The organism is Rhodoferax sp. (assembly GCF_037143375.1).
In the GTDB taxonomy this organism is placed as follows: Bacteria; Pseudomonadota; Gammaproteobacteria; order Burkholderiales; family Burkholderiaceae_C; genus Rhodoferax.
The window spans coordinates 25,818-51,066 of record NZ_JBAWYV010000012.1 but is presented as its reverse complement, the minus strand read 5'-3'; the positions used below and the strand labels follow the sequence as shown (position 1 = coordinate 51,066).

Below are 25,249 nucleotides of genomic sequence, written 5' to 3'. Positions count from 1 at the left end.
GCCAACACGGCTGGCAGACGATGTCAACGGGGTAGAGGGTGCAGCGAAGTCAAGGAGGAGGATCGGGCGCAGCCCGGTCCGGGGGACATGAGCGGAGCCCTCTACCCCGATGTCATCGTCCCCCACAAACTATGACGCTTGCTGCACGGGGATCTACAGCCTGATTTGATATAAATTCATCATTCGTGACGCAGCGCCTCAATCGGGTCCAGCCGGGCGGCCCGCCGCGCCGGGAAGAAACCAAACAGCACCCCAATGCCGGCAGAGAACAAGAAAGACATGAGGTTCACCCCCGGGTTAAACAGGTAGGGCACATCCATCAAACTGGAGATGCCGATGGAGGCGATCGTGGCCAGAACGATGCCGATGATGCCGCCCAGCGAGGACAGCACCACCGCCTCAATCAAAAATTGCAGCAGCACCTCGCGCTCCAGCGCCCCGATGGCCAGACGTAGCCCGATCTCGCGGGTGCGCTCGGTCACGCTCACCAGCATGATGTTCATGATGCCGATGCCACCCACCAGCAGGCTCACCGCGGCCACGGCACCCAGCAGCATGGTCATGACCTTGGTGGTGCTGGAGAAAGTTTCGGCCAGTTGTTTGGTGTCGAGCACATTGAAGTTGTCCTCGTCGCCCTCAGCCAGTTTGCGCCGCTCGCGCAGCAGTTGGGTGATGCTGGCCTTGACGCGGGTGGCGTCACTGCCGTCACGCATCGACACCAGCAAGGTGTTCACGCGGGTGTTGCCGGTGATGCGGCGTTGCAGCGTCTTGATGGGCACCAGTACTACGTCGTCCTGGTCGTTGCCAAAAGCACCTTGGCCCTTGGACGCCAGCACGCCCACAATCTCGCAACTGATTTGCTTGACGCGCAATTGCTCACCCAAGGCCGGGCGTGTGCCGTAAAGCTCGCGCCGCACGGTTTCGCCGATCATGCAGACCGCCGCCCCGGCGCGGATTTCGTCGTCTGAAAACTCGCGGCCATCGCGAATTTTCCAGTTGCCGGTGATGAGCCAGTTGTTGGTGCTGCCGATGACGCTGCTGGTCCAGTTGCGCCCGTTGGCGACCAGCGTGCCGCCGGTGCGGGCCTCGGGCGCCACGGCTGCAATGCCGCCGATTTGGGTGGCAATGGCGTCGGCGTCAACTTCCTTGAAAGAGGGCGAGCCGCCACCGCCGCCGCCGGGGCCCATGCGTTGGCCGGGGCGCACTTGCAGCAGGTTGGTGCCCAGGCTCGAAATCTGGTTTTGCACCGCCAGGGTGGCGCCGTTGCCCAGCGTGACCATGGTGATGACGGCGCTCACGCCAATCACGATGCCCAAAATGGTCAGAAATGAACGCATCAGGTTGCGCCGGATCGAGCGCAAGGCGAGCAGCAAGGTGTTGAGCAGCATCAGGCGGCCTCTAAGGTGGACGAATGCAGCCCGGCCGGGTGCGGGTTGAGGGTGTCGCTTTCGACCACGCCGTCGACAAAACGCACGATGCGTTTGGCATAGGCCGCCATGTCGGCCTCGTGCGTGACCATCAGCACGGTGATGCCGTGGTTGACGTTGAGGCCCCACAGCAGTTCCATGATTTCTTTGCTGCGCTGGGTGTCAAGGTTGCCGGTGGGCTCGTCGGCCAGCAACACGGCGGGTTCGGTCACGATGGCGCGGGCAATCGCCACCCGTTGCTGTTGTCCGCCCGACAACTCGGCCGGTGTGTGGTGCTCCCAGCCGGCCAGACCGACCGAGGCCAGCGCTTTGGCGGCGGCGGCATGGCGTGCCTTGGCGCTTTCGCCCCGGTAGAGCAGGGGCAGTTCGACATTTTCTTGCGCCGAGGTGCGCGCCAGCAGGTTAAAGCCCTGAAACACAAAGCCCAGAAAACGTCGCCGCATGCGCGCCCGCTGGTCACGCGACAGGGTTTCGACGTGCACGCCATGAAACAAATACTCGCCAGTGGTGGGGGTGTCCAGGCAGCCCAGCATGTTCATGGCGGTGGACTTGCCCGAGCCGCTGGGGCCCATGATGGCGACAAAATCACCGGCCTGGATGCTCAGGTCCACACCTTTGAGCGCCTGCAATGCGGTAGCGCCTTCGCCGTAGACCTTGGTCACCCGCTTGAGCGTGATGAGCGGGGCGTCACTCATGGGGCTGATCCTGCAGCACGTTGGTCGGTAATCACCAGCATGCCGGTCTTCAAGTCGCCGCCGGTGATTTCGGTCATGCGACCATCGGTGATGCCGGCGGTGACCGCCACCGCGACTGCGGCACCGTCACGCAGCACCCACAGCTGCTTGGCGGGACCGCTGCCGCCGGCTGTTTTGCGGGCGCCGGGCGGCATGCGTGGCATCAGGCTCGACACAATGCCGCCCTTGGCCTTGGCGCCGCCTGCTGCACCTCCGGATTGAGTCGGTGTGAAGCGCAGCGCCGTGTTGGGCACCAGCAGCACATCGCGCAGTTCGGTGGAGGTGATGGTGGCCGAGGCGGTCATGCCGGGGCGCAAGCTCAGGTCGGAGTTGTCCACTTCAAGGTAGGTGACGTAGGTCACCACGTTTTCGGTGATGGTGGAGCCATAGGCCACTCGGGTGATGGTGGCCGGGTACTTGCGCGATGGGTAGGCGCTGACCGTGAAGCGCGCCTTTTGGCCCATTTTGACGGCGCCCACATCGGCTTCGTCGACGTTGACTTGCAGCTTGAGTTGAGCCAGGTCTTCGGCGATGGTGAACAAGGTCACGGCCTGCAAGGAGGCGGCCACGGCGTTGCCGGGGTCCACCGTACGCGTCAGGATCACGCCGTTGATGGGCGAGCGGATGGAGGCTTTGGAGAGGTTGGTTTCATCGGTCGAGGCCGCAGCCTTGGCATCGGCGACATTGGCGTGGGCACTCAACTCGTCGGCTTTGGCGCGCTCCAGCGTGGCACGACCGGTGTCCAACTCGGCCTGCGACGGCACTTTGCCGCCAGACAGGCGCGCTACTTCTTCCAGTCGCGCCAGGTTGCCTTGCGCTTCTTTGACGGTCGCCATCGTTTGTGAAACCCGCGCGTTGGCGGCGCTAAGTGCGGCACGTGAGCGGGCCACCTGGTCCGTCAGTTTGGCGGTGTCCAACGCCACCAGCACCTGGCCTTTTTTGACCTTGTCGTTCACATCGACCAGCACGCGCAACACGGTGCCCGACAACTCGCTGCCAATGCTGACCGAATTGGTGGGTTGCAGCGTGCCGTTGGCGGACACGTTCAAGGTCAGGTTGCCCAGGTTGGCGGCTTCGGTGACAAAGACCGGCGCCTCGTTGCTTTTGTTGTTGGCCTGCCAGAAGTAATAGCCAACGCCCGCCAGCAGCAGCCCGCCCGCGATAAGCCAGACCGTGAGGCGACGCCACCAGACGCGCGGCGGGGCTGCGTCCAGCATGGCTTGCAGGTCAGCCGTGTCGACTGGATCAGGAGTAGAAGTGGGAGTGGGAGTGGTCATGGTGTTTTCTTGGTTTTTTGGTTTTAGTTCCAGCCGCCGCCCAGCGCCTTGTACAGGCGCACATGGTCGGCACTGAGGTCGGCGCTGGTACTCGCCACGGTGTCTTGGGCGTTCAGGAGCGAGCGCTGGGTTAGCAACACGGTCTGGAAGTCAATCAAACCGCTGCTGTAACGGTTCTGGGCCAACAGGGCGGCATGGCCTGCGGCCTCGGCGGCGGCTTGCAGGTGCACCTGACGGGCCTGGTCACCTTTAAGGGCTGCCAGCGCATCGTCAACGTCTTTCAAGGCGGTCAACACCACCGTCTGGTAGCTGGCCCGCGCTTGCTCCAGTACAGCTTCTTGCGCCAGAACTTGGGATTTGGCGGCACCGCCGTCAAACAAGGGGACCGAGATACCCGCTAACAATGAGCTCACCACCGTGGCGCCATTGGTAATTGCGCCCAGCGTCAAGGCGTTCAGCCCCAGTGAGCCAGAGATGGAAAACCCCGGGTAGCGCGCCGCGTCAGCCGCTGAGACACGCGCCAGGGCGGCCGTAATGCGGTGCTCGGCAGCGCGCACATCGGGTCGCTGGCGCAGGGTTTGCGCGGGAATGCTCTGCGCCAGACTGCCAGCGGCCTGTGGCACCGGCTGAGTAGTCTTCAGCATGACCCGCAAGGCATCGGGGCGCTGGCCCGTCAGTACCGCGAGGCTGTGCTGGGTCTTGGCAATGCTGGCTTCCAGTGCTGGAACCTGCGCACTGGTTTGCTCGCTGGCAGTGCGGGCCTGCTCGACCTCGAGCGATGTGATCAACCCGGCCTGGGCGCGCCATTTGGTGATTTGCAGGGTTTCCTGCTGGCTGACGAGGTTGGAGCGGGCAATCTGCAGTTGGGCTTGCTGACCGCGTAGCTGAATGTAGGCGATGGCCACTTCGGCCGCGACCGAAACCTGCACATCGGCCAACGAGGCTTCGGAGGCCTGGGCATCGGCTTCGGTGGCGTTGAGCGCGCTGCGCTGGCCGCCAAAGATATCCGGCTCCCAACTGGCGTCGAGCCCCACCTTGAAACTGTTGCTGGCGTCAAAGTCGCCTGACTTGCTGCGCCCGGCCGAGCCTGAGGCGTTCAAGCCAGGCAGCAGGCTGGCACCTTTCACATCGCGCAAAGCCCGCGATTGCTGCAGCGCAGCCTGGGCGGATCTGATACTGGTGTTGGCCTGCAAAGACTGCGTGACCAGTTGGCTTAGTAGCGGATCGTTGAATTTTTGCCACCAGAGGGCCAGCGCATTCTCAGACGCTGTCGCAGTGCTTGCCGTGTCAGCCGCTAAGGGGTTGGCCGGAGGCTTGGCGGCACAGCCACCCAGCGCCAGTGCCACTACTAAAACCAGCGCGGGGGGCGAATTCGGGCGAAAAAACGAAGCGTTTGGTTTTTTAAAATTCATCAACTCATTGTGCAGGAGTCAAATTAATGTTTGGTTGTTGCAATGTGAAGTCTTGTAAATAGGGCTTGCGATATATCAGGCATCGGCGCTGAGAGTGCTTTCCTTGTCGCGCAAGCCAGAAGTCGGCGAAGGATTTATTCTGAAATCCAGCTGAACCGGGGTTGCCGTACGCCATCAATCACCACTTCTTCGGAAAACATGGCGGCCGGGCGCACCCAGAGGCCCTGTTCACCGTAAAGCGCGCGGTAAAGCGTCATGGGTTCCAGTGTTTCGCTGTGGCGCACGGTGTCAATCACTTCATAGCGCAGGCCTTTGTAATGGCGGTACTGGCCCTTGCGGGTTGGGGTGATGGGTGGGAGGATTTCGTCAGTCATGGGACAATCGTAGGCTATGCACCCAAAAGCCCTGCTCGACGTTTGTTCTGAACTCGTCCGCCTCACCCTCAAATTTGACCACCCCACCGACGCTGTCGTCTCGAAATTCTTTCGCGACAACCGCGGTCTTGGGCCTCGCGAACGCGCCACCTTGTCCGGAACGGTCTATGCCGTACTGCGCAAAAAACAACTGTTTGAACACTTTGCGCCCTCGGGCAGCGGCCCCAAAGAGCGCCGTTTGGCGATTTTGGGCTTTTACGGCCCGGGCGATTTTCTGCGCAGCGCCTTGAACGACCTGGAAATCAACTGGCTCGATCAGTGCGAAAAAATCAACGTCGCCGACTTGATGGAGCGCCACCGCCATAACCTGCCCGAGTGGCTGGTGCAGCCGCTCAAAGAGCAGCTGGGCGATGAATTCTGGCAACTCGCCGACAGCCTTAACCAGGGCGCCGGGCTCGATTTGCGGGTCAATGCCCTCAATGCCAAGCGTGCCGACGTGCAAAAAGAGCTGGCTCAGGTCGGCATCAAAGCGCTGCCTACGCCTTACTCTCCCAATGGCTTGCGCATTTCCGGCAAGCCCGTGCTGAACAAGCACGAGGCCTTCATTCGCGGTGCGTTTGAGGTGCAAGATGAAGGCTCGCAACTGCTGGCCATGCTGGTCGATGCCAAGCGCGGCGAGATGGTGGTGGACTTTTGTGCCGGTGCCGGTGGCAAAACGCTGGCGATTGGCGCGGGTATGCGCAGCACCGGTCGCTTGTACGCGTTCGATACGTCACCGCACCGTCTGGACGCCCTGAAACCGCGTCTGGCGCGCAGTGGTCTGTCCAATGTGCACCCGGCAGCAATAGCCCATGAACGTGACGACCGCGTCAAACGCCTGTCTGGCAAGATTGACCGCGTGTTGGTGGATGCGCCTTGCTCGGGTTTGGGCACGCTGCGGCGCAACCCGGATCTGAAATGGCGCCAAAGCTTGGCGCTGGTGGAGCAAATGGCGGTGACACAAACCGCTATTTTGCAAAGTGCCGCCCGCTTGCTGAAACCCGGCGGTCGCTTGGTCTATGCCACTTGCAGCACCATGATTCAGGAAAACGAAGCCGTTGCGCAAGCTTTCAGTGAAGCCAATCCGGAATTCACCCAAGTCGATGCCGGTGAAATTTTGACCGGCCTGAAGGTGGAGGGCGCTGAAAAACTGTGCTCTGGCGGCGAAAACAACCTGCGCTACTTGCGCCTGTGGCCGCACCGGCACCAGACGGATGGTTTTTTTGCCGCAGTATGGGAAAAGAAACCCGCCTGACGATTGCTTTTTCAGGGGCAGTCCCTATCTGCGGCTGGCCCCGGAATATCTTTTTTGCGCTGAACGCTTTAAAATCTGTGGCTAGCAGGTTAAGCACGAGCCCATCCTGATCATTATCAATTCGTTGTTGAAAGACTCTCTGAATATGTTGTTTTCTGATGGGGCTGCATTCAATGCAGTGGTTAATTGGTTGGCTAATGGTTTTTGGAATTTGTCGGGTTGGCAAATTGCCGTATTTACTTTGGTGATGACCCACATCACCATGATCAGTGTGACGGTGTTTTTGCATCGGCACCAAGCGCACCGTGCGCTGGATTTGCACCCGATTGCTTCGCACTTCTTCCGCTTTTGGCTCTGGCTGACCACCGGGCAGGTCACCAAGGAATGGACGTCCATTCACCGCAAACACCACGCCAAATGCGAGCAACCTGATGATCCGCATAGCCCGCATGTGTACGGCATCAAAACGGTGTTGCTGCAAGGCTATGAGTTGTACCGCAAAGAGGCGGCCAACAAGGAAACCATGACACGTTTTGGCCACGGGACGCCCAGCGACTGGATAGAAAGCCATCTCTACACCCGATTTTCAGCGCTGGGTATTGCCTTGATGCTGACCCTTGACCTGGCCCTGTTTGGCGCGGCCGGTCTGGCGGTATGGGCTGTGCAAATGGCCTGGACACCTGTGATGGCGGCCGGCATCATCAATGGCGCGGCGCATTACTGGGGTTATCGCAACTTCGAGGCGCCAGATGCCAGTACCAACATTTCACCCTGGGGCCTCCTGATTGCCGGTGAAGAGTTGCACAACAACCACCACACCTACCCCACCTCTGCCAAGTTGTCGGTCAAGCCCTACGAATTTGATATTGGCTGGATGTATATCAGCCTGATGCAGCGCGTGGGCTTGGCAACGGTTAAAAAGACGCCGCCCAAGCTGGCCTTTGGCGATGTGCGCCCGGTGGCCGATGAAAAGACCCTGGAAGCCTTGATTTCCAACCGTTACGAAATCATGGCCGGCTATGCGCAAGACATGCGCCGTGCCTTCAAGGAGGAGCTGGAAGCCATGAAAGCGCGCAGCGCCGACGCTTCAGTGCTCAAAGCGGCCCAGCGTTGGATGCACCGCGACACCGACCGTGTGCCAGCCGCTGCCGCCGTTCAATTGACGATGGCGCGTGCGGCCTCGCCGGTGCTGGACAAGATGGTGGTCATGCGCGAAGAGTTGCGCCAGATGTGGCTGAACCGCTCGCACACCCGTGAGCAGTTGGCCGCTGATCTGCAAGCCTGGTGTCACCGCGCCGAGGCCAGCGGCATTGCAGCGCTGCAAGAGTTTTCATTCAAGCTGCGGGCGGCACAGGTCTGATAATTATTAACCAAATGAGGCTCTAGCCCCCGTCCTTATTGCCTGAGTAGCTATTGATAAAATAGCATCAGGCAAAAAGACCCAGCCACAAAAAAGCCCGTTATAAACGGGCTTTTTTGTTAGCAAATAAACCTGAATTACTTCAGTTTCATTTCTTTGTAGTCAACGTGCTTGCGAGCTTTTGGATCAAATTTCTTGATCAGCATCTTCTCGGGCATTGTTTTCTTGTTTTTGCTGGTGGTGTAGAAGTGGCCAGTGCCAGCTGTCGATTCCAGCTTGATTTTTTCGCGTCCGCCTTTGGTTGCCATGGTGCTGCTCCTTATGCCTGACCACGTGAACGCAGATCTGCGAGCACGACATCAATACCGTTTTTGTCGATCAAACGCAAACCTGCGTTGGAAATGCGCAAGCGAATCCAACGGTTTTCGCTCTCGACCCAGAAACGGCGATATTGCAGGTTCGGCAAGAACCGGCGCTTGGTTTTGTTGTTGGCATGGGAAACTTTGTTCCCAACCATCGGGCCTTTGCCCGTGACTTCACATACGCGTGCCATTTGGACACTCCAGAAGACGTAAACACTTTCGTGCCTACTCGTTAACAGCTTTCGCCGCACCTCGCCACACATTCAAGTGGCGGTAAATAGATTCCCTGAACCCGATATGTTTCGTGAGAAACGCAGCTAAATCCAGGAAAGCCTTCGATTATAGCTATTTAACCTTGCTCAAGAAAACGTTGCGCGTCAAGGGCCGCCATGCAACCGGTGCCGGCGCTGGTGATGGCCTGGCGGTAGACGTGATCCTGCACATCGCCCGCAGCAAAAATGCCGGGCACGCTGGTTTGGGTGGCCGCGCCCTTGAGTCCGCCCTGGGTGACGATGTAGCCACCGGCCATCTCCAGTTGACCGGCAAAAATATCGGTGTTGGGCGAGTGACCAATGGCAATAAAACAGCCCTTGAGGGTCAGGTCTTCGGTGTTGCCGGTGGTAACGTTCTTCAGACGAACGCCGGTGACGCCGCTCTGGTCGCCCAGCACTTCGTCCAGGGTGCAAAAGGTTTTGAGTTCAATCTTGCCAGCGGCCACTTTTTCCATCAGCTTGTCGATCAGGATCGGCTCGGCCTTGAATTTGTCGCGGCGGTGCACCAGAAAAACCTTGGCCGCGATGTTGGACAGGTACAACGCTTCTTCGACCGCAGTGTTGCCACCGCCCACGACGCAGCAAATTTCGTCACGGTAAAAGAAACCGTCGCAGGTTGCGCAACCCGAGACGCCGCGCCCCATGAAAGCGGTCTCGGAAGGCAGGCCCAGGTATTTGGCCGAAGCCCCGGTGGCGAGAATGAGCGAGTCGCAGGTGTATTCGCCGCTGTCGCCCTTGAGGGTGAAGGGGCGCTGGCTGAAATCGACCGCGTTGATGTGATCGAATAAGATTTCGGTTTTGAAGCGCTCGGCGTGTTCCTGAAAGCGTTGCATCAGCTCCGGGCCTTGCACGCCGTGAACGTCGGCGGGCCAGTTGTCCACTTCGGTGGTGGTCATGAGTTGGCCGCCTTGGGCAATGCCGGTGATCAGCAAGGGGTTGAGATTGGCGCGTGCGGCGTAAATAGCCGCGGTGTAGCCCGCTGGGCCGGAGCCCAAAATTAAAACCTTGGCATGTCGTGTGTTGGACATTGTGGATAACCTTTTTAGAAAAATTTGATGCGCCGTGTACAGTGCGAGATAGTATGACTTACTCTTTAAATACCTTGAATTCTTCTCGCTCTGCAGCTTCTCCGGGACGCGCTGGATGGCGGCGTTTTGCAGACGAACTCGGCTTGTTGGCCGGGTTCATCCTTCTTGCATTTTGGCTGATTTCGTTGCTGGGGTATTCGACGCAGGACATGGCCTGGTCGACCTCGGGGAATGGCGCGCCGGTCCTTAATCGGGCCGGACGCTTGGGCGCCTGGCTGGCGGATGGCAGTTATTTTGTGTTGGGTTTTTCAGTCTGGTGGTGTGTGGCGGCGGGCATTCGTGTCTGGCTCTCGGGCCTGGCCCAGTGGCTGCGAGGGCGCGAACTGCTGACCACCCGCGTCGACCCCAGCCCGACACCGACCACATTCATCACCCGGTTCACGGCCAGTCGGGCTGCTTTTTGGTGTGGCCTGATCTTGTTGCTGTGCGCCAGTGCCAGCCTGGAGTGGTCACGCTTTTACAGTCTGGAGGCGCGTCTGCCAGGTTCGGGCGGCGGTATTTTGGGTTACTTTGTGGGCCCCTTGAGTGTCAAATGGTTGGGATTTGCAGGTGCGGGTCTGGTTGCCATCGCGTTGGGCGTGGTGGGCTCGGCGCTGGTGTTTCGTTTTTCCTGGGGTCATGTGGCCGAGCGCCTGGGCGCCTGGCTTTATTTTCAGGTCGAGTCACGGCGTGAAAAACGTGAAGTGGCGCAAGACATTGCCGTGGGTCGCCAAGCGGCGCGGGCTCGTGAAGAAGTGGTGCTTGAGGAGCGCGAAGAAATCGCCGTGCACCACCCTCGGCCGGTCGTGATTGAGCCGGTGATGGTCGACGTGCCAAAGAGCGACCGGGTCGCCAAGGAGCGGCAAAAACCTTTGTTCAAGGAAATGCCCGACACCAAGTTGCCGCAAGTTGATTTGCTGGACGAAGCGCTGGTGCGTCAGGAGACCGTGGCGCCCGAGACGCTGGAGATGACCAGTCGCATGATCGAGAAAAAGCTGAAGGATTTCGGCGTCGATGTGCGTGTGGTGCTGGCCCAGCCCGGCCCGGTCATCACGCGTTACGAGATTGAGCCGGCCACTGGCGTCAAGGGCTCGCAGATTGTGGGTCTGGCCAAAGACTTGGCGCGCTCCCTGAGTCTGGTGTCGATCCGGGTGGTGGAGACCATTCCGGGCAAGAACTTCATGGCGCTGGAGTTGCCCAACGCCAAGCGGCAGTCCATCAAACTGTCCGAGATTTTGGGCTCCAACACCTACCACGAGGCCAAATCACTTCTGACCATGGGCTTGGGCAAAGACATTGTGGGCAACCCGGTGGTGGCCGATCTGGCCAAAATGCCGCACGTGCTGGTGGCCGGTACCACGGGCTCGGGAAAGTCGGTCGGGATCAACGCCATGATTCTGAGCCTGCTCTACAAGGCCGAGGCGAGCGATGTGCGGTTCTTGATGATCGACCCCAAAATGCTTGAAATGTCGTTCTACGAAGGTATTCCGCATTTGCTGGCGCCGGTGGTGACCGACATGCGCCAAGCGGCGCACGGCCTGACCTGGTGCGTGGCCGAGATGGAGCGCCGCTACAAGCTGCTGAGCAAAATGGGTGTCCGCAATTTGGCTGGCTACAACGCCAAGATTGACGAGGCCAAGTCGCGTGGCGAGTTCATCTACAACCCGTTCAGCCTGACGCCGGAAGCGCCTGAGCCGCTGGAGCGCCTGCCGCACATTGTGGTGGTGATTGATGAGTTGGCCGATTTGATGATGGTGATCGGCAAGAAGATTGAAGAGCTGATTGCCCGTCTGGCTCAAAAAGCCCGTGCCGCTGGTATCCACCTGATTCTGGCAACCCAGCGCCCCAGCGTGGACGTGATCACCGGCCTGATCAAGGCCAATATCCCGACCCGCATTGCGTTTCAGGTCAGCAGCAAGATCGACAGCCGCACCATTCTGGACCAGATGGGCGCCGAGGCCTTGCTGGGCATGGGCGACATGCTTTACATGCCCAGCGGCACTGGTTTGCCGATTCGTGTGCACGGCGCTTTTGTCAGTGACGATGAAGTGCACCGCGTGGTGGCCTACCTCAAGTCGCAGGGTGAACCCAATTACGTCGAAGGCTTGCTCGAAGGTGGCACCGACGATAGCGTGGGCGACATGATGGGCGAGGGCGGCGGTGGCGGCGCTGAAAAAGACCCGCTCTACGACCAGGCCGTCGAAATCGTTTTGAAGAACCGCAAGGCCAGTATTTCGCTGGTGCAGCGCCACTTGAAGATTGGTTACAACCGCGCCGCGCGCTTGGTGGAAGATATGGAAAACGCCGGTCTGGTCAGCTCGATGAGCAGCAGCGGACAGCGTGAAATTTTGGTGCCAGCGCGCGCCGAGTGAAAGACATCATGAAACGAATTGCTATTTTTTTTATAGCTGCTTACGCAGGTATCACGGGGGCTGCAGGCTTGGAAAGCCTTGAAATATTTATAAAGACCGTTAAAACAGGCCGCGCTGATTTCACACAGGTGGTGACTTCGCCGCCCAAGGAAGGGCAAGCGACGCGTGTCAAGACCTCGAGCGGCACCTTCGAGTTTTCGCGGCCTAGCCGTTTCAAGTTCATTTACAAAAAACCGTTTGAACAAAGCATCGTGGCCGACGGTCAGACGCTGTGGTTGTATGACGTGGATTTGAACCAGGTTACCGCGCGCAAACAGTCTCAGGTGCTGGGTTCCACGCCCGCCGCCCTGATTGCATCGGCACCCGATCTGCTCGCCTTAAAGGCTGATTTCACGCTGGCTGATGCGCCCGACAAAGATGGGCTGCAGTGGGTGGCGGCGACGCCAAAAGCCAAAGAAGGGCAGTTGCAGTCGGTGCGTGTGGGCTTCAAGGTGGGTGACGGGGCTGCCAGCAAAACAGGCGGCCTGGCCGCGCTTGAAATTCTCGACAGCTTCGGTCAGCGCTCTTTGTTGACCTTTAACCGGTTTGAGGCCAACCCTGCTTTGCCGGGCAACAGCTTCTCGTTCAAAGCCCCGGCGGGCGCGGACGTGATCAAACAGTGACGCCGTGAGTTCGTCAACACCTGCCAAATCCCTCCAACCGCTGGCCGAGCGGCTGCGCCCCAAGACGCTGGCGGCCGTGATTGGCCAGCAGCACCTGCTGGGAGAGGGCATGGCGCTGCGGCTCGCGTTTGAGTCGGGTCAGCCGCACAGTTGTATTTTGTGGGGTCCGCCGGGCACCGGCAAAACCACCATTGCGCGCCTGATGGCGAATGCCTTTGACGCGCAGTTCATCACCATCAGCGCCGTGCTAGGGGGTGTCAAGGACATCCGTGAAGCGGTCGAGCTGGCCCAGTTGGCGCTCGGACAAGGCCGGCGCACACTGGTGTTCGTGGACGAAGTGCACCGATTCAACAAAAGCCAGCAGGACGCTTTTTTGCCGCATGTGGAGAGTGGTCTCTTCACGTTCATCGGCGCCACCACCGAGAACCCGTCGTTTGAGGTGAATTCGGCTTTGCTCTCACGCGCAGCGGTTTATGTGCTGCAAGCCTTGTCGCCCCAGGACTTAGAACAAATAGTGGCTGTAGCCCAAGCAGAACATGCGCTACCAGCTATTGAAAAGATAGCTATTGATCGGCTGGTGGCTTATGCGGATGGCGATGCCCGGCGACTGCTCAACACGCTGGAGACTTTGACGGTGGCCGCCACACAAGAGAAGCGTGCCGAAATCACAGATCTGTGGCTCCTCAAGGTACTGGGCGAGCGCATGCGCCGATATGACAAGGGTGGCGAACAGTTTTACGACACGATTTCAGCCTTGCACAAATCCGTGCGTGGCAGTGATCCCGACGCCGCCCTGTATTGGTTCGTGCGCATGCTCGATGGCGGTGCCGACCCGCGCTATCTGGCGCGCCGACTGATCCGCATGGCCAGCGAAGACATTGGGCTGGCCGACCCACGTGCCTTGAGACTGGCGTTGGATGCGTCTGAGGTCTATGAGCGCCTGGGCACGCCCGAGGGCGAGTTGGCGCTGGCTGAATGTGTGGTTTACCTGGCCGTCGCGGCCAAATCGAATGCGGTTTACAAGGCCTTCAATGCGGCCAAGGCGTTTGTAAAACAGGATGGCACACGCCCGGTGCCGATGCACCTGCGCAATGCGCCCACCAAACTCATGAAAGACCTGGACTACGGCAAAGGCTACCGCTATGCGCACGACGAAGCCGGTGGTTTTGCGGCGGGCGAGCGCTACTTGCCCGAAGGCATGGCAGAGCCAGGTTTTTACCGCCCGGTGGAGCGGGGGCTGGAGATCAAAATTGCAGACAAGCTGCGTCAGCTTAAAAATCTAAATCATCAAAAAGGTTGATGCCCGATAAGACTTGCTGATAGTTGTTTTGTCGCAAGGGTAAACCCCCTCTGTGACGGGCACGTCAACGCGTGTTGCTTCGCTACAATCGCGTCCACTTAGCTGCCAGCAACGTGACGTGAGTTACCTTTCTGGCAGGATTATTGCTAAAGAACTGGTACAGCCCACAAGGCCGCACGGATCGTCAGCAAACAGCTGATTCAAACCGTCGGCAAATTTTCGGAGAAGAATATGGATACCTTCATACAGCAGATCATCAATGGTCTGGTGTTGGGCAGCATGTATGCCCTTGTCGCCCTCGGGTACACCATGGTGTACGGCATTATTGGCCTGATCAATTTTGCCCACGGCGAAGTACTCATGGTTGGCGCCCTCACCAGTTGGACCATCATTGGCCTGATGCAGGAATCGATGCCCAGTACCCCCGGTTGGCTGATGCTTCTGATCTCCTTGTTGATTGCCTGCGTGGTCTCAGCTGCCCTCAATTTTGTGATCGAAAAAGTGGCTTACCGGCCGCTGCGCAACAGTCCCAAACTGGCCCCGCTGATCACCGCGATCGGCATGTCCATCCTGCTGCAAACGCTGGCCATGATCATCTGGAAGCCCAACTACAAGCCTTATCCGACGCTTTTGTCGCGCACACCCATTGAGATCGGTGGCGCCGTTATCACGCCAACGCAGGTGCTGATTCTGGCCATGACGGCGGTGTCGCTGGCGATTCTGATGTGGGTGGTGAACTACACCAAGCTCGGTCGCGCCATGCGAGCGACGGCTGAAAACCCCCGCGTGGCAGCCCTGATGGGTGTCAAGCCGGATGTGGTGATTTCTGCCACCTTCCTGATTGGTGCGGTGCTGGCAGCCATTGCCGGCGTGATGTGGGCGGCCAACTACGGTACCGTGCAGCACACCATGGGCTTCCTGCCCGGTCTCAAGGCCTTTACGGCGGCTGTTTTTGGCGGCATCGGTAACCTCGCTGGTGCGGTGGTGGGCGGTATCTTGCTGGGCTTGATTGAATCGCTCGGCGCCGGCTATATCGGTCAACTCACGGGGGGCGTACTGGGTAGCCATTACTCTGACATTTTTGCGTTCATTGTCTTGATCATTGTGCTGACGCTGCGGCCTTCGGGCTTGCTGGGTGAGCGCGTGGCAGACCGCGCTTAAGGAGACTTGTCATGACTCAACAAAAGAAAATCTTCACCTTCCTGCTGGCAGCCATCGGCCTGCTGATCGTGCCGCTTGTGCTGCAGGGTTTTGGCAACGCCTGGGTTCGCATCGCCGACATGGCGCTGCTCTATGTTCTGCTGGCTCTGGGCCTCAACATCGTGGTGGGCTATGCCGGTCTGCTTGACCTGGGTTACGTCGCCTTTTTCGCCATCGGCGCCTACATGTATGGCTTGCTGGCGTCACCGCACCTGACCGAGACTTTTCCCGCGATTGCCGCGATGTTCCCGGATGGGATGCACACACCAATCTGGGTTGTGATCCCGGCGGCTGCTGGTATTGCGGGTGTCTTCGGGGTGTTGTTGGGGGCGCCTACACTGCGTTTGCGCGGCGATTACCTGGCAATCGTGACCTTGGGTTTCGGAGAAATCATCCGGGTGTTCCTGAATAACCTAGACCATCCCGTCAACATCACCAACGGCCCCAAGGGCATGAATCAGATTGATTCGCTCAGTTTCTTCGGGCTTGATCTAGGTAAAAAAATCACCATCGGTGGCTTTGAGTTGGCCTCGGTGTCCTTGTATTACTACCTGTTCCTTTCCTTGGTGCTTTTTAGCATCGTGATCTCGCATCGGCTGCAGTTGTCCCGCGTGGGTCGTGCCTGGATGGCGATTCGGGAAGATGAAATTGCTGCCAAGGCCATGGGCATCAACACCCGCAACCTGAAACTGCTGGCCTTCGGCATGGGCGCGACTTTTGGCGGCGTGTCGGGTGCCATGTTTGCCTCTTTTCAGGGCTTTATTTCGCCCGAGTCCTTCAGCCTGATGGAGTCGGTGATGATTGTGGCGATGGTGGTGCTCGGCGGCATTGGGCATTTGCCGGGCGTTATTCTGGGCGCCGTGATGTTGTCCGCCCTGCCTGAAGTCTTGCGCTACGTGGCAGGCCCCTTGCAGGCGATGACCGGTGGGCGGCTTGACTCTGCCATTCTTCGCCAACTGCTGATTGCGCTGGCCATGATCAGCATCATGCTGCTGCGTCCTCGCGGTTTGTGGCCTTCGCCCGATCACGGCAAGTCACTGAACACCAAAGGCTGAACATGACAGACACAGTACTCAACGTCTCCGGCGTTTCCAAGCGTTTCGGTGGCCTGCAGGCCCTGAGCGAAGTCGGTATCCAGATCAAACGCGGTCAGGTCTACGGCCTGATTGGCCCCAATGGCGCTGGTAAAACCACCTTTTTCAACGTGCTGACCGGGCTCTACACCCCCGATACCGGCAACTTCGAGCTCGCTGGTAAAACCTACCAGCCCACGGCAGTGCATGAAGTGGCTAAAGCCGGCATTGCGCGCACCTTCCAGAACATTCGCTTGTTTGCCGAAATGACGGCGCTGGAAAACGTGATGGTGGGACGCCATATCCGCACCCATTCTGGCTTGCTGGGCGCGATTTTTCGCACCCCCGGTTTCAAGGCCGAAGAAGCCGCCATCACCCAGCGAGCCCACGAGCTGCTGGACTATGTTGGTATCGGCAAGTTTGCTGACTACAAGGCGCGCACTCTGAGCTACGGCGACCAGCGGCGCCTTGAAATTGCGCGCGCCCTGGCAACCGACCCGCAACTGATTGCGTTGGACGAACCTGCCGCAGGCATGAATGCCACCGAAAAAGTGATGCTGCGCACGCTGATTGACAAAATCCGCAACGACAACCGCACTATTTTGCTGATCGAGCACGATGTGAAACTGGTGATGGGTCTGTGTGACCGCGTGACGGTGCTCGACTACGGCAAACAAATTGCCGAAGGCACGCCGGCTGATGTGCAGCGAAATGAAAAAGTGATTGAAGCCTATCTGGGCACCAGCGGTCATTAAACAGTTACTGAGCAATAAAGATGGCAAATATTCTTCTTAAAGTAACCGGCCTCAAAGTGGCTTACGGCGGCATCCAAGCGGTCAAGGGCGTAGACTTTGAAGTGCGCGAAGGCGAGTTGGTTTCCCTGATTGGCTCCAACGGCGCCGGTAAAACCACCACCATGAAAGCCATCACCGGCACCTTGCCGATCAACGATGGCGACATCGAGTACCTGGGCAAAAGCATTCGCGGCCAAGGCCCTTGGGATCTGGTGCGCCAGGGCTTGGCCATGGTGCCGGAAGGGCGCGGGGTTTTTACCCGCATGACGATTGTCGAAAACCTGCAAATGGGCGCCTACATTCGTGACGACAAAGCCGACATCCTGATGGATATCGACAAGGTGTTCACCATATTTCCACGGCTCAAAGAGCGTCGCGACCAATTGGCTGGCACCATGTCCGGCGGTGAGCAGCAAATGCTGGCCATGGGTCGCGCCCTGATGAGTCGCCCCAAAGTGCTGTTGCTTGATGAGCCCTCCATGGGGCTGTCGCCGATCATGGTCGACAAGATTTTTGAAGTGGTGCGCGACGTGTATACCCAAGGTGTGACCGTGCTGCTGGTCGAGCAAAATGCCAGTCGCGCCCTGTCGATTGCCAACCGGGGCTACGTCATGGAGTCCGGCATAGTCACGATGACGGGCGATGCCAAAGAGATGCTGAACGACCCCAAAGTGCGGGCTGCCTACCTCGGCGAATAATCGGGATTTTATTGAGTCATATTGGCCTCTGGCCCCCGTGTATTCTGCGTAAGCAGCTATTAAATTAATAGTGCAACATGCCCATTCTGAATCCGGTCAACCAGCCCCGCCAGTTTTTGGAATACCTCTTCCAGGTGGCGGTGCATCGAGCATTGCCACTGCACAACACGGTCGCTTTTTTGCCACCGCCGCCCAAAGGCCGAACGCTGGTGTTGGGTGCTGGTAAAGCGGCTGGCGCCATGGCGCAGGCGGTTGAGGCGCATTGGCCTGCCGATGCACCCCTTTCGGGACTGGTGGTGACGCGTTACCACCATATTCCCACACGACCACCAGGTTTATCGCAGCGCATCGATGTCGTGGAAGCGGCGCACCCCGTTCCTGATGATGCGGGTATGGCCGCGTCTGAACGCATATTGGCCTTAACCCAAGGCTTGACAAAAGATGACCTGGTGCTGTGCCTGATTTCTGGGGGTGGCTCGGCCCTGCTCATGCTACCCGCAGAGGGTTTGATGCTGCAAGACAAGCAGCGCATCAGCCGCGAGTTGCTTCACAGCGGCGCCACCATTTCTGAGATGAACTGCGTTCGCAAGCACCTCTCTCGCATCAAAGGGGGGCGACTGGCGCTGGCCTGTGCACCGGCGCGGGTGGTAACGCTGGCCATTAGCGATGTGCCGGGTGATGACCTTACTGTGATTGCCAGTGGACCGACCGTGGCCGATCCCAGCACGAGCGAAGAGGCGCTTTCCATTTTGAAACGCTACCGTATTGCATTGCCTGAGCCCGTGGCTGAATTATTGGCAAGCGGCGTGTTGGAAACGCCAAAACCTGACAACCCCGCCTTTTACGACCATTCCATCCACTTGATCGCCACCCCCCAGCAGTCGCTTGAGGCGGCGGCAGATGCGGCCCGTGCAGCGGGCTTGGCGGCTTACATCCTGAGTGATGAGATGGAAGGCGAGTCACGCGAAGTGGGTAAGGTACATGCGGCGTTGGCGCGTGCTGTGGCCCGTAAAGCACAGCCGTTTCAAAAACCTTGTGTCATTTTGAGTGGTGGAGAAACCACAGTGACTGTGCGTCCCGTCGCGCCAGGAACACCACGCGGGCGTGGCGGTCGCGCCGGCGAATTTTGTCTTGGACTGGCTCAGGCCTTGCAAGGACAGGCGCATGTGTTTGCCTTGGCCGCCGACACCGATGGCATCGACGGGGTGGAAGACAACGCGGGTGCTTGGGTGGAGCCTGCCACGCTGGAGCGAGCAAAGTGCTTGGGAATGAAGCTTGATGAATACCTTGACCGTAACGATGCCTATGGCTACTTTGCTGCGCTGGGCGATTTGGTCACCACAGGGCCGACCCACACAAATGTCAATGATTTCAGGGTAGTGCTGGTTTTGTGAAGTGCTTCCGCTAAAAAGTTTGATTTCGCTCAAGGTAGCGATTTGGGATGCGCGGCACAGTCGCAGCATGCTTTCTCCACAAACCATTAATCCCTCACTTGAGAGACAAGTCGCTATCCGGGGTGAGTCTTTGCTGAGGCGTTCTGACTCTTCTGCTTGGGTTTGCTATGTCGAATCCGGGCGCGTTGCATTGGGTGTGATGGAGGGTGATGCTATGGAGCACCAGTTGGGCGTGGTCGTTGGGCCCTGTTGGTTGGAGGCAACTTCGGCGGTTCTGAATCTGCCCAATGCCCTGGATGCCATGGCAGAAACCGAGGTGTGTTTGCGTCGTGTGCCCCTTGCCGAGTTTCGCCGTTCGCTCTCAGAAATGCCTAAACCAGCCCAAGCCGTATTGCACGATGTAGCGATGGCGCACCGCCAACAAACCGAACTGGCCGTCAGTCGCATGGCCAAAGACGCCGAGGCTCGTTGTGCCGAGTGGTTGCTGCGCAATGCCCAAGTGGACGTCGAAGGCGTCATGACTGTGCAGCTACAACAGCGCAAACGCGCCATAGCAGCTCAACTCAACATTGCTCCGGAGACCTTGTCCCGCGTGCTGCGTCACTTGCGTGAGCACAGCCTGATCAGCGGAACAGGCCGAGCCCTGAACCTGATGGACCCCACCGGCCTGCGTTCACTGGCTGGTATTTAAACCCCTGGAGTTCAAGCGAATTCGATAAGCACGTCGCCAGTCTGGACGTGCTCGCCGGCCTTCACCTTAAGTGCAGAGATGACGCCTGCAGCAGGCGCGGTGATATTGGTTTCCATCTTCATGGCTTCCAGCACCAGCAAGGAGTCACCGGCATGAATCTGCTGGCCAGCTTCTGCCAAAACCTTGACAACAATGCCAGAGACCGGACTGCGGCAGACCTTGCTCTCGTTGGCAAGGGGTGAAGTGGGTGCACTTGCAGGATGTCCGTTTTGCGCGCTGGCTGCACTGCCTGCCAGTTTGGCGGACCCCACCGGGTAGGCGGGCGGAAGATTGGCGTGGTCTTCGGCTACTTCGACCTCTACGTCGTAAGTCTTATCGTCAATGTTGATGCGTAGTTTCACAGTGATTTCCAATCAATGATGTCGGTGCGATGCATGGGCGCCGATGCGTCCTACCTGAGCCCAGGCACTAGAGTGGACCAGTCGTACATTGCGAACGCGGGCTTGCACGCCCAAAAAGGCGGCCACTGCCGCAGAGATGGCGAGCAAGGTTTCTTCGCTCAGGGTGTCGTCTGTGAAAGCTACCTTGTTACCCAGTCGTTGTTCGAGCGCGAGGACCCGGCGGCTGAGCGCGCCGATTTCTTCGCGCATTTGCGCTATCAGTGGTAACAACTCGGTGTCGCTTGACTTGTGTTTCATCGTATCCTTTCTAAAGTGGCATCAGGCCGTGCTTTTTGTGCGGACGGGGGATCCGTTTGATGCGCAGATATTCCAGCGCCTTGGCAATATGACTGCGGGTCATGGCGGGTTCAATCACGGCATCGACCAGTCGCTGCTCGGCCGCCACATAAGGGTTGGAGAATGTGTTCCGGTAGTCAGCAATCAGCTCCGCACGCCTTTGCTCGGGGTTTTCGGCCTCTGAAATCTCTTTGCGAAACACAATCTCGGCTGCGCCTTCAGCGCCCATGACTGCGATCTCTGCCGTGGGCCAAGCAAAGACGCGGTCTGCATCCAAGTCTTTGCCGCACATGGCGAGGTAGGCGCCGCCGTAACTCTTGCGCAGGATGATCGTGATCTTGGGCACGGTGGCCGCCGAATAGGCAAACAGCAACTTGGCCCCATGGCGGATGATGCCGCCGTATTCCTGCTCAACGCCCGGCATGAAGCCCGGTACATCGACCAGGGTCACGATCGGAATATTGAAGGCGTCGCAAAAGCGAATAAAGCGGGCCGCCTTGTTGGATGCATTGATGTCGAGCACGCCAGCCTTCACGCAAGGTTGGTTGGCGACGATGCCGACTGAGCCGCCGCAGATGCGGGCAAAGCCGACCACGATGTTCATCGCATGGCCCGTCTGCACCTCGAGAAAATCAGCGTGATCGACGATGGACTCGATGACGGCGCGCACGTCGTAACCCTGCTTGTTCTCAGCGGGCAACACGGTATCAAGCGCCAGATTGGGCTCTACCGAGTAATCGCCTTCGACGATCGGCGGGTCTTCCAGGTTGTTGGCGGGTAGAAAACTGAGCAATTTGGCACACAAGGCGATGGCGTGCTGGTCATCATCAGCAATGAAGTGAATCACGCCGGAATGCACCATGTGGGCATCGGGCCCGCCGAGTTCTTCCGCCGTCACGCTTTCACCCGTGACCTGTTTGATGACCTGTGGGCCGGTGATGAACATCTGCGCCTGGCGGGTCTGGATGATGAAGTCGGTCAGCGCCGGGCTGTAAGCCGCGCCGCCTGCGCAGGGGCCGCAGATCAGTGAGATTTGTGGCACCGCGCCGGACAGCATCACATTCGCGTGAAACACCTTGCCGTAACCCGATAGCGAGCCAATGCCTTCCTGCACCCGGGCGCCGCCAGAATCGTTGATGAAGATAAAGGGCGAGCCGGTCTTCAGTGAAGCGTGCATGATTTCTGCGACCTTGATCGAGTGCATCTCCCCTGCTGACCCGCCGGCCACCGTGAAATCCTGGCTTGCCAGATGCACCAGACGCCCGCCGACCGAGGCGGCCCCGGTGATGACGCCATCGGCAGGCAACACCTTGCCCGCCATTCCAAACAGGGTTGAGCTGTGCGTTGCGAAAAGGCCCACTTCTTCAAAACTACCAGGGTCGACCAGCGTGGACACCCGTTCACGCGCGGTCAGGCGCCCGGAGGCCCGGTGCTTGGCCTGCTTGTCGGCCCCGCCACCCAAATAGGAAGTCTCCTGGCGCTGGCGTAAGTCGTCAATTTTTTCCTGCATGGTGCTCATAGTTTTCCTTGTCTATTCGCTAATGGGCGTGACGGACACCCGGTGTGAGCGGCCGTTCAGCTTGACATCGTAAGTAACCGGTGTGCGCGGCGCTGAAGGCTCAACGCCCGGTTGGCTGGTTTTAACCGCTGCCGCTTGCGGGTCGACACCGAGGTTTTTGGGTCCAAGCTCGCGGGTTTCAAAGAAAGCGGCAGCAACCTGCGGGAACATCGCGTAGGTCAGCACATCTTCTTCACTGCCATCGTTACCGGGCAATGCCATGGCGGCGGTCTGCAGGTTGTCCCATTCAGGGTGCAGCAGGTCAGCGGGGCGCTCGGTGATGGCTTCCTTGTGTGCATGTTGTGTGGCGAGTGCCAGCACCGCCGGATCGCGTTCGCCGGGTGCTTTGCCGTAGTAGCCCAGCATCAGGTCGGCAAACTCGTTGGACATGACCTTGTAGCGCCCCATCAGCACATTAAAGACAGCCTGGGTGCCGACAATCTGACTTGAAGGCGTCACCAGCGGGGGGAACCCGGCATCTTCACGCACGCGCGGCACTTCGATCATCACCTCTTCGAGCCGATCCTCGGCCTTTTGCTGCTTGAGTTGGCTTTCCATGTTGGAAATCATGCCGCCCGGAATCTGACTGTCAAAAATATCGGTCTCGACACCGTGGATGTTGGACATGAAGGCCTGGTAGCGCGGCCGGATGGTCGAAAAGTGGTTCTTGATGCGCCGCAGGCAGTCCTTGTTTAATCTGGCCTCGTAACCGGTGCCCTCCAGCATTTCAACCAGGCTTTCGGTCGGGTTGTGGCCCGGGCCAAGACTCAGGGAACTGATGGCGGTATCAACTCCATCGGCCCCCGCTTCAATGGCTTTCATCAACGAAACCAGCGTGACGCCAGTTGTGGCGTGGGTGTGCACATGAATGCGCACCGAGTCGCCGCAGCGCTGCTTGATGCCCTTGACGATGTCATAGGCGGGCTGCGGTTTGAGCAACGCGGCCATGTCCTTCAGGCAGATCGAGTCGCAACCCAACTCGACCAGTTGTTCGGCCATGTCGATGAAGGTTTCAGTGGTGTGCAGTGGGCTGATGGTGTAGCAAATGGTGCCCTGGGCGTGCTTGCCGTTGCGACGCACGGCGTTGACCGAGTGCCGGATGTTGCGGATGTCGTTGAGTGCGTCAAAAACCCGGAAAACATCCATGCCGTTGCTGGCCGCCTTGTCCACAAATCGGTCCACCACACTGTCTTCGTAGTGACGGTAGCCCAGTAGATTCTGACCACGCAGCAGCATTTGCAAGCGGGAGTTGGGTAACAACTGGCGGAATTTTCGCAGTCGCTCCCACGGGTCTTCGTTCAAAAACCGGATGCAGGCATCAAAGGTGGCGCCGCCCCAGCACTCGACCGACCAATACCCGGCCTGGTCAATATCGGCACAGGCGGGCACCATGTCTTCAAACGCCATACGCGTTGCCAACAGGCTTTGGTGGGCGTCGCGCAGGCATAACTCGGTGATATCGATTATTTTTGCCATATGGAATTCATTTCTATTGCTAATGCGTCAGCGGTTTTGAGCGGTGGATGATGCCCATTGCTGACGCTGTAGTGGTTGATGTTTTCGGTGGGGTGATCGTATTCTTGGACATTTGCGGTGGGACTATTCAACCGCCTTGCCTCAAGTATGGCACCGCAAGCCGAAATAAAGCTATTCTCTTTATTTAATAAATTGATTCATGTCAATCTACATGCTACAAGTGCTGTGTGACAGTCACTTTTAATCGTCAGCGACCGAAAAAAACGGATAAGCGGGACGCCCATTTCGTTAACGGTTTTAAGTTGGAAATCTCTGATCCATGCAAGTGTTCACGAGGCTGTTTTAACCAAAAAAACTGGTCTGCACGTTCTCAGCGGTAATATTCTCGCCGGCGGGCCTCGGATGTGAACTCTTCCAAATCTGGATCCATGGCGCTGCGTGATGAAATGATGCCAATAGGTCGGTCATTCTCCACCACCGGGATATGTCGAAAGCCGTTCACCTGCATTAGTAACAAAGCATGCCCATAAGACTTATCAGGGGCGAGTGTGATGGGGGCGGCGCTCATGACTTCACAGATCCGGGTGCGACTGGCATCTCGACCTTGGGCCACCACGCGAAACAAAACATCGCGCTCAGTCACAATGCCGACGAGTCGCTCGTTCTCCACGACCAAGAGTGCACCCACGCGACGGCTAGCCATTTTTTCAGCGGCTACGTAAACGGTGGTGTCTGGTGAAGCAGTCAAAAACTTCTGCTGCTCCAGGAGGTTTCGGATGGGTTGATTGAACATAGTGGCTTTCGTTGCCAAATGCTAGCCGTCTTTACGGAATTGGATTTGACCTATCTCAGCGTTTTAAACGCTTCGAACCCGTTTTCCTCGGCCTAAGAGTCCACAAGTCTGAGGTCGATATTCAGCAACCCCCCGTTGGCAGGCCTAAATTTGGGATTTGACCAACGCGCCAAGCGCCTCTGGGTTAAGAATATGAATATCTCGATGGCGAACATCCAGAATGCCTGATGCCACCAATTTGGTAAAAGCACGGCTCACGGTTTCTATTTTTAATCCCAAATAGCTGCCAATTTCCTCACGAGTCATGCGCAAGACCAATTCTGATTGCGAGTACCCCCGCTCATGAAAACGCTGGGACAGGTTCAGCAAAAACGCAGCGAGGCGTTCCTCCGCGTTTTGGGTACCAAGTAGCAGCATCATGTTTTGGGTACGTACCAACTCGCGACTCATAAGGACATGTACATGGCGCTGCAAAGCAGGGACTTCCCGTGATAGTTCCCCGATGCGGTCGTAGGGTAGGACGCAAACTTCGGCATCTTCCAGAGCCACTGCGTTGTGAACGTGTTGGTCGCTTTCAAGGCCATCGAGGCCAATAATTTCCCCCGACATTTGAAAGCCGATGACCTGCTCTTGTCCGCTGGCCAATGTCAAATAGATCTTGAAAAAACCGCTACGAATGGCAAACAAGTTGTTAAAAATGGCCCCATTGCGCAACAAAAGGTCGCCGCGTTTGACTGTACGTCGGGCGGTGACAAGCGTATCAATGCGTTCAAAGTCGTCTTTACTCAGCGGCAGACAAAGGTCCCGCAAGTTGCAGTTGGCGCAGTCAATGATGGAGGTATTTGGGTTCAAGGGACCCATTGTGGCATTAGCCTTGATATGAATTGATCTGAATCAAAGTTATTGTGTGATTTAACCGAAC

Annotated in this window: 25 protein-coding genes; 11 read left to right on the top strand and 14 right to left on the bottom strand. The window is 58.3% G+C overall.

Annotation, left to right across the window (positions count from 1 at the left end; genetic code table 11):
• Positions 1-179 precede the first annotated feature (179 nt).
• The 5 genes from WCG50_RS03705 to WCG50_RS03685 all read right to left on the bottom strand — a co-directional run bounded on the left by WCG50_RS03705 (position 180) and on the right by WCG50_RS03685 (position 5,224).
• Positions 180-1,388: an ABC transporter permease gene (locus WCG50_RS03705; protein ID WP_336898221.1), complete on the bottom strand. Its 1,209-nt coding sequence runs from the start codon at positions 1,386-1,388 to the stop codon at positions 180-182.
• Positions 1,388-2,122: an ABC transporter ATP-binding protein gene (locus tag WCG50_RS03700; RefSeq protein ID WP_336898220.1), complete on the bottom strand. Its 735-nt coding sequence runs from the start codon at positions 2,120-2,122 to the stop codon at positions 1,388-1,390. The genes WCG50_RS03705 and WCG50_RS03700 overlap by 1 nt, the downstream gene beginning before the upstream one ends.
• Complete coding sequence (locus WCG50_RS03695) at positions 2,119-3,438, bottom strand: efflux RND transporter periplasmic adaptor subunit (RefSeq protein WP_336898219.1); 1,320 nt, start codon at positions 3,436-3,438, stop codon at positions 2,119-2,121. The genes WCG50_RS03700 and WCG50_RS03695 overlap by 4 nt, the downstream gene beginning before the upstream one ends.
• 23 nt (positions 3,439-3,461) lie before the next feature.
• Positions 3,462-4,850 (bottom strand): efflux transporter outer membrane subunit, encoded by a 1,389-nt coding sequence (locus tag WCG50_RS03690; RefSeq protein ID WP_336898218.1) that lies wholly within the window; start codon positions 4,848-4,850, stop codon positions 3,462-3,464.
• Positions 4,851-4,984: 134 nt separating this feature from the next.
• Complete coding sequence (locus WCG50_RS03685; protein ID WP_336898217.1) at positions 4,985-5,224, bottom strand: DUF1653 domain-containing protein; 240 nt, start codon at positions 5,222-5,224, stop codon at positions 4,985-4,987.
• 16 nt (positions 5,225-5,240) lie between these two features.
• On the opposite strand from WCG50_RS03685, the gene WCG50_RS03680 reads away from it, so the two are divergent.
• On the top strand, positions 5,241-6,518 hold the full coding sequence (locus WCG50_RS03680) for an RsmB/NOP family class I SAM-dependent RNA methyltransferase (protein WP_336898216.1): 1,278 nt from the start codon (positions 5,241-5,243) through the stop codon (positions 6,516-6,518).
• A gap of 145 nt (positions 6,519-6,663) precedes the next feature.
• On the top strand, positions 6,664-7,878 hold the full coding sequence (locus WCG50_RS03675; protein ID WP_336898215.1) for a fatty acid desaturase: 1,215 nt from the start codon (positions 6,664-6,666) through the stop codon (positions 7,876-7,878).
• 137 nt (positions 7,879-8,015) lie between these two features.
• Here the strand turns inward: WCG50_RS03675 and rpmG are convergent, their stop codons facing one another.
• From rpmG to trxB, 3 genes are all read right to left on the bottom strand, one after another.
• The gene (gene rpmG, locus WCG50_RS03670) at positions 8,016-8,186 is read right to left on the bottom strand and encodes a 50S ribosomal protein L33 (protein WP_011465453.1); all 171 of its coding nucleotides are present in this window, start codon (positions 8,184-8,186) and stop codon (positions 8,016-8,018) included.
• Positions 8,187-8,197: 11 nt separating this feature from the next.
• Positions 8,198-8,431 carry a 50S ribosomal protein L28 gene (gene rpmB / locus WCG50_RS03665; RefSeq protein ID WP_336898214.1) on the bottom strand — a complete coding sequence of 78 codons (234 nt, stop codon included), beginning with the start codon at positions 8,429-8,431 and terminating at the stop codon, positions 8,198-8,200.
• Between the two features lie 158 nt (positions 8,432-8,589).
• Positions 8,590-9,540: a thioredoxin-disulfide reductase gene (gene trxB / locus WCG50_RS03660; protein ID WP_336898213.1), complete on the bottom strand. Its 951-nt coding sequence runs from the start codon at positions 9,538-9,540 to the stop codon at positions 8,590-8,592.
• Positions 9,541-9,593: 53 nt separating this feature from the next.
• Here trxB and WCG50_RS03655 point away from each other — a divergent pair, with 53 nt between their 5' ends.
• From WCG50_RS03655 to WCG50_RS03615, 9 genes are all read left to right on the top strand, one after another.
• Complete coding sequence (locus WCG50_RS03655; protein ID WP_336898212.1) at positions 9,594-11,951, top strand: DNA translocase FtsK 4TM domain-containing protein; 2,358 nt, start codon at positions 9,594-9,596, stop codon at positions 11,949-11,951.
• Between the two features lie 8 nt (positions 11,952-11,959).
• On the top strand, positions 11,960-12,613 hold the full coding sequence (gene lolA / locus WCG50_RS03650) for an outer membrane lipoprotein chaperone LolA (protein ID WP_336898211.1): 654 nt from the start codon (positions 11,960-11,962) through the stop codon (positions 12,611-12,613).
• A gap of 4 nt (positions 12,614-12,617) precedes the next feature.
• Positions 12,618-13,913 carry a replication-associated recombination protein A gene (locus tag WCG50_RS03645; RefSeq protein WP_336898210.1) on the top strand — a complete coding sequence of 432 codons (1,296 nt, stop codon included), beginning with the start codon at positions 12,618-12,620 and terminating at the stop codon, positions 13,911-13,913.
• Positions 13,914-14,144: 231 nt separating this feature from the next.
• Entirely contained in the window at positions 14,145-15,074 is a 930-nt protein-coding gene (locus WCG50_RS03640; RefSeq protein ID WP_336898209.1) for a branched-chain amino acid ABC transporter permease, read from the top strand.
• Between the two features lie 11 nt (positions 15,075-15,085).
• Positions 15,086-16,168, top strand: coding sequence for an ABC transporter ATP-binding protein (locus tag WCG50_RS03635; RefSeq protein ID WP_336898208.1), 1,083 nt, complete (start codon positions 15,086-15,088; stop codon positions 16,166-16,168).
• 2 nt (positions 16,169-16,170) lie between these two features.
• On the top strand, positions 16,171-16,941 hold the full coding sequence (locus WCG50_RS03630) for an ABC transporter ATP-binding protein (RefSeq protein ID WP_336898207.1): 771 nt from the start codon (positions 16,171-16,173) through the stop codon (positions 16,939-16,941).
• 20 nt (positions 16,942-16,961) lie between these two features.
• Positions 16,962-17,678, top strand: coding sequence for an ABC transporter ATP-binding protein (locus tag WCG50_RS03625; RefSeq protein WP_336898206.1), 717 nt, complete (start codon positions 16,962-16,964; stop codon positions 17,676-17,678).
• A 77-nt stretch (positions 17,679-17,755) separates the two neighbouring features.
• Positions 17,756-19,072, top strand: coding sequence for a glycerate kinase (locus tag WCG50_RS03620; protein ID WP_336898205.1), 1,317 nt, complete (start codon positions 17,756-17,758; stop codon positions 19,070-19,072).
• A 67-nt stretch (positions 19,073-19,139) separates the two neighbouring features.
• Positions 19,140-19,763 (top strand): Crp/Fnr family transcriptional regulator, encoded by a 624-nt coding sequence (locus WCG50_RS03615; RefSeq protein WP_336898204.1) that lies wholly within the window; start codon positions 19,140-19,142, stop codon positions 19,761-19,763.
• An 11-nt stretch (positions 19,764-19,774) separates the two neighbouring features.
• Here WCG50_RS03615 and WCG50_RS03610 read toward each other — a convergent pair whose 3' ends face one another.
• The 6 genes from WCG50_RS03610 to WCG50_RS03585 all read right to left on the bottom strand — a co-directional run bounded on the left by WCG50_RS03610 (position 19,775) and on the right by WCG50_RS03585 (position 25,179).
• A complete protein-coding gene (locus WCG50_RS03610) occupies positions 19,775-20,164 on the bottom strand; it encodes an acetyl-CoA carboxylase biotin carboxyl carrier protein subunit (protein WP_336898203.1) in 390 nt (129 codons plus the stop codon).
• Positions 20,165-20,176: 12 nt separating this feature from the next.
• Positions 20,177-20,461: a hypothetical protein gene (locus WCG50_RS03605; RefSeq protein WP_336898202.1), complete on the bottom strand. Its 285-nt coding sequence runs from the start codon at positions 20,459-20,461 to the stop codon at positions 20,177-20,179.
• Positions 20,462-20,471: 10 nt separating this feature from the next.
• Positions 20,472-22,010: an acyl-CoA carboxylase subunit beta gene (locus WCG50_RS03600; RefSeq protein ID WP_336898224.1), complete on the bottom strand. Its 1,539-nt coding sequence runs from the start codon at positions 22,008-22,010 to the stop codon at positions 20,472-20,474.
• A 21-nt stretch (positions 22,011-22,031) separates the two neighbouring features.
• Positions 22,032-23,534, bottom strand: coding sequence for a methylmalonyl-CoA carboxytransferase subunit 5S (locus WCG50_RS03595; RefSeq protein WP_336898201.1), 1,503 nt, complete (start codon positions 23,532-23,534; stop codon positions 22,032-22,034).
• A gap of 370 nt (positions 23,535-23,904) precedes the next feature.
• Positions 23,905-24,327 (bottom strand): CBS domain-containing protein, encoded by a 423-nt coding sequence (locus tag WCG50_RS03590; protein ID WP_336898200.1) that lies wholly within the window; start codon positions 24,325-24,327, stop codon positions 23,905-23,907.
• Between the two features lie 144 nt (positions 24,328-24,471).
• On the bottom strand, positions 24,472-25,179 hold the full coding sequence (locus WCG50_RS03585) for a helix-turn-helix domain-containing protein (protein WP_336898199.1): 708 nt from the start codon (positions 25,177-25,179) through the stop codon (positions 24,472-24,474).
• Between the last annotated feature and the right edge of the window lie 70 nt (positions 25,180-25,249).

What these genes read in the sequence shown, in the direction of transcription:
- WCG50_RS03685 (WP_336898217.1), bottom strand. Translation starts at nt 5,224, where the DNA reads ATGACTGACGAAATCCTCCCACCCATCACCCCAACCCGCAAGGGCCAG.
- WCG50_RS03590 (WP_336898200.1), bottom strand. Translation starts at nt 24,327, where the DNA reads ATGTTCAATCAACCCATCCGAAACCTCCTGGAGCAGCAGAAGTTTTTG.
- WCG50_RS03635 (WP_336898208.1), top strand. Translation starts at nt 15,086, where the DNA reads ATGACTCAACAAAAGAAAATCTTCACCTTCCTGCTGGCAGCCATCGGC.
- rpmB (WP_336898214.1), bottom strand. Translation starts at nt 8,431, where the DNA reads ATGGCACGCGTATGTGAAGTCACGGGCAAAGGCCCGATGGTTGGGAAC.
- WCG50_RS03600 (WP_336898224.1), bottom strand. Translation starts at nt 22,010, where the DNA reads ATGCAGGAAAAAATTGACGACTTACGCCAGCGCCAGGAGACTTCCTAT.
- WCG50_RS03605 (WP_336898202.1), bottom strand. Translation starts at nt 20,461, where the DNA reads ATGAAACACAAGTCAAGCGACACCGAGTTGTTACCACTGATAGCGCAA.
- WCG50_RS03625 (WP_336898206.1), top strand. Translation starts at nt 16,962, where the DNA reads ATGGCAAATATTCTTCTTAAAGTAACCGGCCTCAAAGTGGCTTACGGC.
- WCG50_RS03640 (WP_336898209.1), top strand. Translation starts at nt 14,145, where the DNA reads ATGGATACCTTCATACAGCAGATCATCAATGGTCTGGTGTTGGGCAGC.
- WCG50_RS03705 (WP_336898221.1), bottom strand. Translation starts at nt 1,388, where the DNA reads ATGCTGCTCAACACCTTGCTGCTCGCCTTGCGCTCGATCCGGCGCAAC.
- WCG50_RS03690 (WP_336898218.1), bottom strand. Translation starts at nt 4,850, where the DNA reads ATGAATTTTAAAAAACCAAACGCTTCGTTTTTTCGCCCGAATTCGCCC.
- trxB (WP_336898213.1), bottom strand. Translation starts at nt 9,540, where the DNA reads ATGTCCAACACACGACATGCCAAGGTTTTAATTTTGGGCTCCGGCCCA.
- WCG50_RS03620 (WP_336898205.1), top strand. Translation starts at nt 17,756, where the DNA reads ATGCCCATTCTGAATCCGGTCAACCAGCCCCGCCAGTTTTTGGAATAC.
- WCG50_RS03595 (WP_336898201.1), bottom strand. Translation starts at nt 23,534, where the DNA reads ATGGCAAAAATAATCGATATCACCGAGTTATGCCTGCGCGACGCCCAC.
- WCG50_RS03680 (WP_336898216.1), top strand. Translation starts at nt 5,241, where the DNA reads ATGCACCCAAAAGCCCTGCTCGACGTTTGTTCTGAACTCGTCCGCCTC.
- WCG50_RS03695 (WP_336898219.1), bottom strand. Translation starts at nt 3,438, where the DNA reads ATGACCACTCCCACTCCCACTTCTACTCCTGATCCAGTCGACACGGCT.
- lolA (WP_336898211.1), top strand. Translation starts at nt 11,960, where the DNA reads ATGAAACGAATTGCTATTTTTTTTATAGCTGCTTACGCAGGTATCACG.
- WCG50_RS03655 (WP_336898212.1), top strand. Translation starts at nt 9,594, where the DNA reads ATGACTTACTCTTTAAATACCTTGAATTCTTCTCGCTCTGCAGCTTCT.
- WCG50_RS03615 (WP_336898204.1), top strand. Translation starts at nt 19,140, where the DNA reads ATGCTTTCTCCACAAACCATTAATCCCTCACTTGAGAGACAAGTCGCT.
- WCG50_RS03675 (WP_336898215.1), top strand. Translation starts at nt 6,664, where the DNA reads ATGTTGTTTTCTGATGGGGCTGCATTCAATGCAGTGGTTAATTGGTTG.
- WCG50_RS03630 (WP_336898207.1), top strand. Translation starts at nt 16,171, where the DNA reads ATGACAGACACAGTACTCAACGTCTCCGGCGTTTCCAAGCGTTTCGGT.
- rpmG (WP_011465453.1), bottom strand. Translation starts at nt 8,186, where the DNA reads ATGGCAACCAAAGGCGGACGCGAAAAAATCAAGCTGGAATCGACAGCT.
- WCG50_RS03700 (WP_336898220.1), bottom strand. Translation starts at nt 2,122, where the DNA reads ATGAGTGACGCCCCGCTCATCACGCTCAAGCGGGTGACCAAGGTCTAC.